This window comes from Endozoicomonas sp., assembly GCF_031844845.1.
Taxonomy (GTDB): domain Bacteria; phylum Pseudomonadota; class Gammaproteobacteria; order Pseudomonadales; family Endozoicomonadaceae; genus Endozoicomonas.
This window is the reverse complement of record NZ_JAVRMB020000154.1, coordinates 21,969-29,747: the sequence shown is the minus strand read 5'-3', so window position 1 is coordinate 29,747 and position 7,779 is coordinate 21,969. Positions and strand designations below refer to the sequence as shown.

The window sequence follows — 7,779 nt, the reverse complement described above, 5'->3', positions numbered from 1 at the left end:
ATTGGCTTACTCAAAAAGGTGGCCAATTGAGCCAATGTTTCAGCAGCTGAAACATCAATTTGGGTGCAAACATCTCTGGCAGAAAAAGCTCAGAACATTGTTACGATGGATGCATATAAAGATGGCAGGCTATGCCCTTTTGCAATTATTGACTATCTGCAAAAATGAGGCCGCAGTGAGGGTGGCAAAAATTGATTGGAGATTTCCCGGCATCCCTGCCGATTGGCAGCATCAATAGCGACTTTGCCGCCGCCATCAAGGGCAAATCCTCATTCACCAAAATGCAGGAAGCCATCAACGATGCCCTGGCCAAAGCAAAAATTCAGGCGGTGGAGCTGGAACGCCACCTGTCAAAAAACCTGAGCACCTACCACGAACTGGCCGCAGACCACCGCTTCCTGTTCAACGACCTGCAACACATCATCGGCAAAGACCACGACGACCTCACGGCCCTGATCAAAGTCCGCATCGGTGAACACAAAGAAGCCGAAGCCAACCGCCTTGAAGCCGAGCGTGAACGTATCCGTCAGGAAGAAGAAAGCAAGCTGGAAGCCCATCGCCAGCAAATACGCCGGGAAGAACAGCAAAAGGCTCAGGCCGAAGCAGCAAGACAGGCAGAAGCGGACCGTAAAGAAGCTGAAGCCCTGCGCTTTGAGGAACACAAGCGACAGGAACAATACGACAATGAGATAGCAACGGCACCCGAGCCAACACCAGAGAAAGCAGAAGACCAGCCCGATCTGCTCTACACCGATAGCGATGTAACGGAAGAAATCATCACCGACGACATTTACGCCATGGAAAAGTGGCTCGGTAAAGGCTCGCTGGATTGCTACCGCTTTGACCAGAATGGCAACGAATACCACGTAGAACTGATCATCCGCCGCACCAGCATCAAAACCCCGACTACCCAACTGCAACTAAAGGAAGCCTGATCATGGCGAGAGACCTGAATAAAGTAATGGTCATTGGTCGTTTAGGGAAAGATCCGGAAAGCCGGTTTTTTCCCGATGGCTCACAACTCACTACGCTCTCGGTGGCCACCGGCAACACCTATAAAGACAAACAGGGACAGCGCCAGCAGAAAACCCAATGGCACAGCGTCAAGGTCTACGGAAAGATGGCGGAATTTGCCCAGCAGTTTCTGACCAAGGGCAGCAAGCTCTACGTAGAAGGCGAGCTGGTTTATCGGGAATGGGAGGATAAGCAGAGCGGTCAGAAGCGCCATGCCACCGACATTATCGTGGATCAATTCAATGGCTCTCTCCAGTTTCTGGATACCCACCCGCAAAACCAGAACACCAGCGCACCACAGCAAAACAACCAATACGCCAACGCCAGCAACGGAGGCCACCAGCAACCCCAGCCTGCGCAGGAGCAGTACGACCAATACGACAAATCAATTCCATTCTGAGGAAAAGCCATGAACCAGCTGAATGCAGACGACCTGGCACTTGCCATGGAAATCAAACAAAAGAAAGCCCAGGGCTACAGCACAGAAAAAGAAGAAGCCGAACTGGCAGAAAAACTGATAATTGCCGACCGACTCAGCGATGAAATGGATGGTCAACCACTGGATGTGGAAACTGTCATGATCGAAATGACCGCTCTGATCGTGGCCATCACCGTCGGCATCAATAATGAACAGGCGCTGTCTCAGTCCATGCTGATCACCGGCCTGATCCTGCAACGCATCAGGGACAATCAGAATCCTGTCGTGCACATGACTGGCAGTACTCACTGACCTGAATGCGAAAAAAATAAGACGGGGAACGCAGTGGACAGCACGACTAAGACCACGACAGACACCAGCAGCGTAAAATATGGACTCCTCCCTAATGAACTGGTTGAGAAAAGCAAAACACAAGTTATGTCCAGCCGTGAGATTGCTGAGCTGACAGAAAAGCAGCATCAGCATGTCCGACGTGACATTGAAAACATGATGAATGAACTGGAGAAAGATGCGTCCAAATATGGACACACCTACCTGGACACTATGAATCGCAAGCAAAATGAATATTTGCTGCCCCGGTTTGAAACTGAAATCCTGATAACCGGATACGATGTTAAGCGTCGGGCAGCAGTCATCCACCGATGGTTTGAACTGGAATCCGGCAAGTCCATTCCGTTAGTCCAACAACAAAAAGAACCCGAGCCATCCGCTAACCCTCTTTATCAAATATCGGTATCCGAGAAAGCCCTGGATATGGCCAAAGCTTTTGGATTCTCGGGAAATGCGGCTCTCATCTCAGCGGATCACGCCACCCGAAACATGATTGGCTTCTCACCACTGGAAGCAATGGGCCAGAAATCACTATCAGCTCCCGTTCAGGTCATGACCTTTACGCCCACCCAGCTCGGCCAGATGATGACACCACCCACCAACCCCAGGGAAGTGAACAAGCTGCTGGAAGCAGCAGGGCTCCAGAACAAAATCGACAACCAATGGATACCCACCGATCAGGGCCAGCCCCTTTGTGAAATCCCTTTGTGAAATCCTCGATACCGGAAAAGCTCACAACTGCGGTACCCCGGTTAAACAGGTGAAGTGGTACCAAACAGTACTGGACCTTCTGAGCCCAACCATTTCCGGTGATGAATCAACGAACAGTTTGATTGATCAGGAAACCCACCATACTGACCCAGTGGAAATAGGCTCGGATGCGGATGTTGAGCCAGTTCACCGAAAACAAAAGCGCAAGCGAAACCGCTACGAACTGGATGACTACTTCTCTCTGGTTGAGCTGGGCGAGTTTATCGGCAGAAGCCGCCAGTACGTGGTGGAGGTACTGGAAAAACATCGCATTATCAGATGGACCGGCCAGGGTAAGCGGGGAAAATACCTGCTGACCGATCAGGGCTGGCAGTACGGTCTGATGTACGATCCCTCAGAAATAACATTCCACAACCACAGCAGTAAACGACTGACCACCAGCAATGCCCAGCCGGTATTGGGATATGACATTTTGAACTTTTTTTAATAAGGGGGACATTGCATGGATAATGGACTGCTGTTTAATCTTAAATCCCTGTCACAATGGATGAATCTCTCCAGCAAGAAAGAAGTTGTGCAAAACCTGCATAAACTGGGCATTCCATTTGTAGAACTGACCAACGGTGAAGTGGTCACCCTCTACTCGGCATTGGAACGAGGCTTTCAGAAAAACGCCATGGAAGAGGCAGAAGAACTGATCCGAATGGACGAGGTATTAAAACTGACCAAAGCCTGCAGGGCCTCTATCAATAACTATGTGACCCATGGCTCCTTCCCGCCAAAAATACAACTGGGCCCCCGCAAGGTGGCCTGGAGAAAAGCTGAAGTCCTACAATGGATTGAGGGCAAACGGGACTGGTGAAGCCAGCCCCCCTTGCTACACCATTTCTTCCGATAACCGGTCTGTCACTTCCTCATAGGGCAGACTGATAATTTTTTTCAGATAAGACTCCCACAACCCCGCAGCGTCTCTCTTCTCCATCTTGTAGTCCCACATATCATAGTGGGTCGTCGTTACGTCCCTCTGGTTATGTCCGGCGATCTTCTCCTTAATCATTTTTGGAACGCCCGCCTCATTCATCCGGGTGGAGATACTGCCGCGAATCATACCAATCGTAAACCAGCCAGAGGGCGAACCTATGACATTCTTTAAATGCTTCTGAAACCGACTCAGAGGCCGATTAAATGCAGCATAAGACATATACTTGTCCAGAGATTCATGCCCGGTTGTACCACCAGGAAACGGATAAACACAATGACCATAAAGTCTTTTCAAATGGGTAAACAATGCCACCGCCGTCTCGTTTAAGGGCACCATATAGTCTCGCCCTCCTACGGTATAATTGGATCTGCCTTTAGCGTTGGACAGCAAAATATAAGGGTAGCTCCCCTCCAGCTTTACCTTCTCCCAGGGATCAGTTGCTCCTGACGGACACCACCCAAAGCCAAAAGCAACTGCGCAACCAGACCAGGCTTTCCCATAATGGTCGGAGCCAAATGCCACACTTCCCATATCTGCCGATCCGTCAACTGGCCCTTACCAGCCTTTTCCAAATGCCCCTGAGCAGGGATATTCTGTACCGGATTGTACTCTAATTGATATTTCAGATGCTTACGTTGTTTGGTTTGATACAAGGGATTATGATCATGTTTAATTCCCCAACCAAATGCCGCTGAGAGCATACTTCTTACCCTGTTACACTGCGGCCCCACCTGCACCTCATGAATAAGCCGGGAAATAATATCGACAATATGAGTGGGCCTGATTTCATTTGCTGGCATCTCCAGCATGAATTGGTACACAGATTTTTATGGTACACAACAATATTGCCATTCTGGTGCACAAAACAATGGACAAAATCTGTCACTATTAGTTCTCAACAGACAAACAAGTAATATAAGAGAGGAAAGGAAAGTCATTGAAAAACCTTTATTTTCAATGACTTTGATCGTTATGGAGTTTAATGGACGATCGTTTGGATAAATGGAGTTGAAACGATGTTACTGATTTCGCAGCAAAGTATCAAAAGTCTGAGTACTTTTACTGACGATTTTCCCGATATAATCCTCGGTAATCATCAGGTTTGTCATGGCCATCTGGGTCTTGAACATATCCTTCATGCCCATGGCCTCACCGGGCTCCAGGTGTTTTTTGACCAGATCAGCCTTGCTTTCCACATGATCCCTCAGCCCCTGCATCCCTTGAAGAACTTTATCTCCGAGCGTTAAGGCAGGAGCATTCGGGTTTGCGGTGACTTCAATCGGCTTGAAATTGGCAGCCTGTGAAGCCCCATCGGGAGTTTTACCAGAAAGCAGATCAGCAAAACGCCCTGCCGCCCCTTCCTCAGGTTGTTCCGGGTTAGCGGAACCTTCCTGAGTTTTTTCCAAAGCCTTCTCAGCAAGCTCACCGGTCTTGATAAGATTGTCCGCCATGATAGTAACCTCTGTTTATTATTGGTTTTGAGGTACTAATAATCCTCTTCGCTACTTCAAATACAGCTTTTATATTTCTCCCTTTTTTCTGATTATAATTTTAGCTCTTCCATCCTGGACATCAGAAACTGTATTGCACTTTCTACTCCCGGACGACTGAAATCACCGTCAGGCAGAAACAAACAGATAAACAATTGATTATTTTGAATGCCTACCTGCAAGGAAAATGGAAAACTCTTTTTATAATGGCACTCTTTCAGTGCCTGCTCTAAAACTGGCAGGCTATTGAAACCATCCATTTCACGGGCCAGATACATTAATATACCTGATTCCTTGAGCTCCATATAAAGCGAGCCACTTTGTTCAAACTGAAAACAGACAACCCCGGTATCGCCAAAGTCCAGACCATTGATTTCCATTCCTTCGCCAACTTCAGCAAGAACGTTATTGCGCCAATCCATTCCCTCACCCCTTTAATTTCTCACTGAGATATCAGTTCCAGTCACTGTATCAAAAGCATTTGGCAGCTTATTGTCGCAAAGAGACTGTATATAATCTTTGATCACTTCTTCTCTTCCATCTAATAATAGAATTGACATTTTTGACTCTGTAACAAAGTTCATATAATCAAGCAGCTTCTCCAGTTGCGCTGGCGGGCCTGCCAGTGAAGTAATATCCCTCATCAGCCCTTCAGTATTGTCGTAGCGCTCCCCATCTATTTTTTCCATGGCTTTAGCCGCTACATAATCTGCCGTACCCTAGCAGGCATTTCATCTAATTAAAGCAGGTCCTGCATCTGATTCGTTGAAGATACTGACGGATCTTTCGGTGGATCAAGCGTAGCTTCAACGGTAGCCGCCGGCTGATCAGCTCTAATATTGAATTTCCGCGAATACTCAAGCTGATTATACTGTTTTTCTCCCTTTGAGCGTCCTCGCGGCTTGGACGTCATTCTTGAGTCCATGAGAGAAATCGACTCTTTAAGTTTGTCCAGCTCTTTCTCTATATCGCCAGGATTGTAATTACTGAAATTCGCTACCTCATGCTCTTCCAATACGGTGAGCGCTGTTTTCACCAGCTCCTCAAGATTCGCCACACCTCTAAGTTCCTCCCCTGGAGGGATAAGATTTAAGGGCTTGTCACTTCCTTTCGGGGTAATGGCTATTTTCAGGCCTTTAGCAAATTGTCCGCCCCGGGCTTTGGCAATACTGTTTAATGACCTCAGAATATTGTCAGCATCAGCACCATGAGCCAGCGAATCCTTCAGTGCGGTCAGGGAGCTGTCAACAACGTATTTCTCGCCTTTTGTCTGGGTCAGTTCTGCCGCTCGTGCAATATCCACATCCTGTCTGGCCCTGAGTTCTTTATTGGAAAGGCCATCCAGACTCCCCTTGACCGCGATTTCAACGGGCTTGCTGTTTGCTGGTTCCTGAGTTGCTTCAGGCACTTTACTCGAAGATCCGTCCAGATCAGTGGACTTATCCGGGACAGTCGCAGAATCCTGAGAAGGTTCACCTGACTGCATAACTTCAGGCATTATATTGTCTGTCACGCCAGGAAGATTAATACCCATCGGGATCGCAATATCGTCCAGAATGCCACCTGAAAGTAACACTTCTCCAACGACGCCATGGTTTTCGTCCACTGATTTTCCGTCACCTTCTTCCTGAATGGCTAATACATCCTGCACTTCCTGAATGGCCGCCCTCATATTCTGTTTGGTTTCAGTATTGGCGAATATTTCATCCGGTATATCACGAATCAAATCTGCCGTTTTATTCATAAAGAATGTTTCTGTAGCCAGTTCATTAATGCCCATTTGACGGGACAAACCAGAAAAGTCAGCTTCTGTAATCCACTGTTTATCAAGCATCCCCAGCATCCTGCCCATATACTCATGCCCTGCGAGCGGAATATTATGCGGCGCCCTGCTGATCTGTTCCTGAGTTTCCATACAGCTGTCATGGATACCCACAAGCCTTTTTAAATGGGTCATATCATTGATAACCGAGCGTAAGTGAGCTTCTTCTGTTGAGGACGTCAAACAATTCAGGTCAGCCCCCAGAAGTTTCAGCTGTATATCCACTGCAGTTTCAAAGTTACCCTCACCCACACCGTGGCGCTTGATGATGTCAGTATAAGCAGTAGCCAGCGTTTTATGATCCTTAACATGATCAAAATATTCCTGACGAACATCAGTAAGGGACGTGCCCAACTGCTTTTCTGCTAAAAGGCTGGCCGCCTCTTCGGTAAGATTGAGGCCAATTTGGATGGCCTGTTGATTGTTGCTTTCAAGCGCCTCAATGGCTCCATATATCTCAGCAGCAGAACCTTCACCATGCAGGGCTTCATAAGCGTCTGCCGTTTCATAGAGCGCTATATACTGATGAAAAACATCATCAAAATTATTTTCAGCCTGATGTTGATAGTCTTTGCGATTGAGATTTGAATTTGGGTTGTTGGTCAGCCTGTCTTTAAAGTCATCAACACCCTGAATTTGCTCAATGGACTGGATTTTGCGAATCAGCTCAAGCATTTTCGCATTGCGTGAATCGCCTTTCGTTAACTTGCGATCGTCCATCTTTTTAAACTGGCTTTTCGCCATACCGATTTCTTCAGCAATATCGGTGCTTTGTGAAAGTGGCGAGGATACATTGGAGGCAAGAACCTGCTGGCCCGCCCGCTGCCCAGCCTTCCCAGCCACTGCAGCACTGCCGCCAGCATTAATTAAGCTCTGCACGGGAGGTTGTTGAATCCCTCCAATTGGATTGCTCATTTCTTCCCTCTATACAAGAAAGAGCCAACCTGAAAGGTTGGCTACATCTTACACATTGCCATCCATTGTCAACTTA

12 protein-coding genes are annotated in these 7,779 nt (G+C 47.7%); 6 read left to right on the top strand and 6 right to left on the bottom strand.

Annotation, left to right across the window (positions count from 1 at the left end; all coding sequences use genetic code 11):
* The first annotated feature begins 191 nt into the window (after nucleotides 1-191).
* From RM811_RS07915 to RM811_RS07890, 6 genes are read left to right on the top strand one after another with little or no spacing between them, the layout of a single operon-like run.
* Nucleotides 192-935: a hypothetical protein gene (locus tag RM811_RS07915; protein WP_402522654.1), complete on the top strand. Its 744-nt coding sequence runs from the start codon at nucleotides 192-194 to the stop codon at nucleotides 933-935.
* A gap of 2 nt (nucleotides 936-937) precedes the next feature.
* Nucleotides 938-1,414, top strand: a complete 477-nt coding sequence (locus RM811_RS07910; protein WP_402522651.1) for a single-stranded DNA-binding protein — start codon at nucleotides 938-940, stop codon at nucleotides 1,412-1,414.
* A 9-nt stretch (nucleotides 1,415-1,423) separates the two neighbouring features.
* A complete protein-coding gene (locus tag RM811_RS07905; protein WP_402522649.1) occupies nucleotides 1,424-1,744 on the top strand; it encodes a hypothetical protein in 321 nt (106 codons plus the stop codon).
* Nucleotides 1,745-1,777: 33 nt separating this feature from the next.
* Nucleotides 1,778-2,494 (top strand): Rha family transcriptional regulator, encoded by a 717-nt coding sequence (locus RM811_RS07900; RefSeq protein ID WP_402522647.1) that lies wholly within the window; start codon nucleotides 1,778-1,780, stop codon nucleotides 2,492-2,494.
* 49 nt (nucleotides 2,495-2,543) lie between these two features.
* Complete coding sequence (locus RM811_RS07895) at nucleotides 2,544-2,981, top strand: hypothetical protein (protein ID WP_402522644.1); 438 nt, start codon at nucleotides 2,544-2,546, stop codon at nucleotides 2,979-2,981.
* A 15-nt stretch (nucleotides 2,982-2,996) separates the two neighbouring features.
* On the top strand, nucleotides 2,997-3,356 hold the full coding sequence (locus RM811_RS07890) for a helix-turn-helix transcriptional regulator (protein WP_402522642.1): 360 nt from the start codon (nucleotides 2,997-2,999) through the stop codon (nucleotides 3,354-3,356).
* Between the two features lie 15 nt (nucleotides 3,357-3,371).
* Here RM811_RS07890 and RM811_RS07885 read toward each other — a convergent pair whose 3' ends face one another.
* The 6 genes from RM811_RS07885 to RM811_RS07860 all read right to left on the bottom strand — a co-directional run bounded on the left by RM811_RS07885 (nucleotide 3,372) and on the right by RM811_RS07860 (nucleotide 7,703).
* The gene (locus RM811_RS07885) at nucleotides 3,372-3,812 is read right to left on the bottom strand and encodes a hypothetical protein (protein WP_402522640.1); all 441 of its coding nucleotides are present in this window, start codon (nucleotides 3,810-3,812) and stop codon (nucleotides 3,372-3,374) included.
* Nucleotides 3,813-3,892: 80 nt separating this feature from the next.
* Entirely contained in the window at nucleotides 3,893-4,276 is a 384-nt protein-coding gene (locus RM811_RS07880) for a hypothetical protein (protein ID WP_402522638.1), read from the bottom strand.
* A gap of 219 nt (nucleotides 4,277-4,495) precedes the next feature.
* Nucleotides 4,496-4,927 carry an EscI/YscI/HrpB family type III secretion system inner rod protein gene (locus tag RM811_RS07875; protein WP_402522636.1) on the bottom strand — a complete coding sequence of 144 codons (432 nt, stop codon included), beginning with the start codon at nucleotides 4,925-4,927 and terminating at the stop codon, nucleotides 4,496-4,498.
* 92 nt (nucleotides 4,928-5,019) lie between these two features.
* Nucleotides 5,020-5,388, bottom strand: coding sequence for a hypothetical protein (locus RM811_RS07870; RefSeq protein WP_402522634.1), 369 nt, complete (start codon nucleotides 5,386-5,388; stop codon nucleotides 5,020-5,022).
* A 12-nt stretch (nucleotides 5,389-5,400) separates the two neighbouring features.
* The gene (locus tag RM811_RS07865) at nucleotides 5,401-5,655 is read right to left on the bottom strand and encodes a hypothetical protein (protein ID WP_402522632.1); all 255 of its coding nucleotides are present in this window, start codon (nucleotides 5,653-5,655) and stop codon (nucleotides 5,401-5,403) included.
* A 50-nt stretch (nucleotides 5,656-5,705) separates the two neighbouring features.
* Nucleotides 5,706-7,703 carry a TyeA family type III secretion system gatekeeper subunit gene (locus tag RM811_RS07860; RefSeq protein ID WP_402522630.1) on the bottom strand — a complete coding sequence of 666 codons (1,998 nt, stop codon included), beginning with the start codon at nucleotides 7,701-7,703 and terminating at the stop codon, nucleotides 5,706-5,708.
* Nucleotides 7,704-7,779: the final 76 nt, after the last annotated feature.

Coding starts and splice junctions, on each gene's coding strand:
- RM811_RS07910 (WP_402522651.1), top strand. CDS start 938: ATGGCGAGAGACCTGAATAAAGTAATGGTCATTGGTCGTTTAGGGAAA.
- RM811_RS07905 (WP_402522649.1), top strand. CDS start 1,424: ATGAACCAGCTGAATGCAGACGACCTGGCACTTGCCATGGAAATCAAA.
- RM811_RS07890 (WP_402522642.1), top strand. CDS start 2,997: ATGGATAATGGACTGCTGTTTAATCTTAAATCCCTGTCACAATGGATG.
- RM811_RS07885 (WP_402522640.1), bottom strand. CDS start 3,812: ATGGTGCCCTTAAACGAGACGGCGGTGGCATTGTTTACCCATTTGAAA.
- RM811_RS07880 (WP_402522638.1), bottom strand. CDS start 4,276: ATGCCAGCAAATGAAATCAGGCCCACTCATATTGTCGATATTATTTCC.
- RM811_RS07875 (WP_402522636.1), bottom strand. CDS start 4,927: ATGGCGGACAATCTTATCAAGACCGGTGAGCTTGCTGAGAAGGCTTTG.
- RM811_RS07870 (WP_402522634.1), bottom strand. CDS start 5,388: ATGGATTGGCGCAATAACGTTCTTGCTGAAGTTGGCGAAGGAATGGAA.
- RM811_RS07865 (WP_402522632.1), bottom strand. CDS start 5,655: ATGGAAAAAATAGATGGGGAGCGCTACGACAATACTGAAGGGCTGATG.
- RM811_RS07860 (WP_402522630.1), bottom strand. CDS start 7,703: ATGAGCAATCCAATTGGAGGGATTCAACAACCTCCCGTGCAGAGCTTA.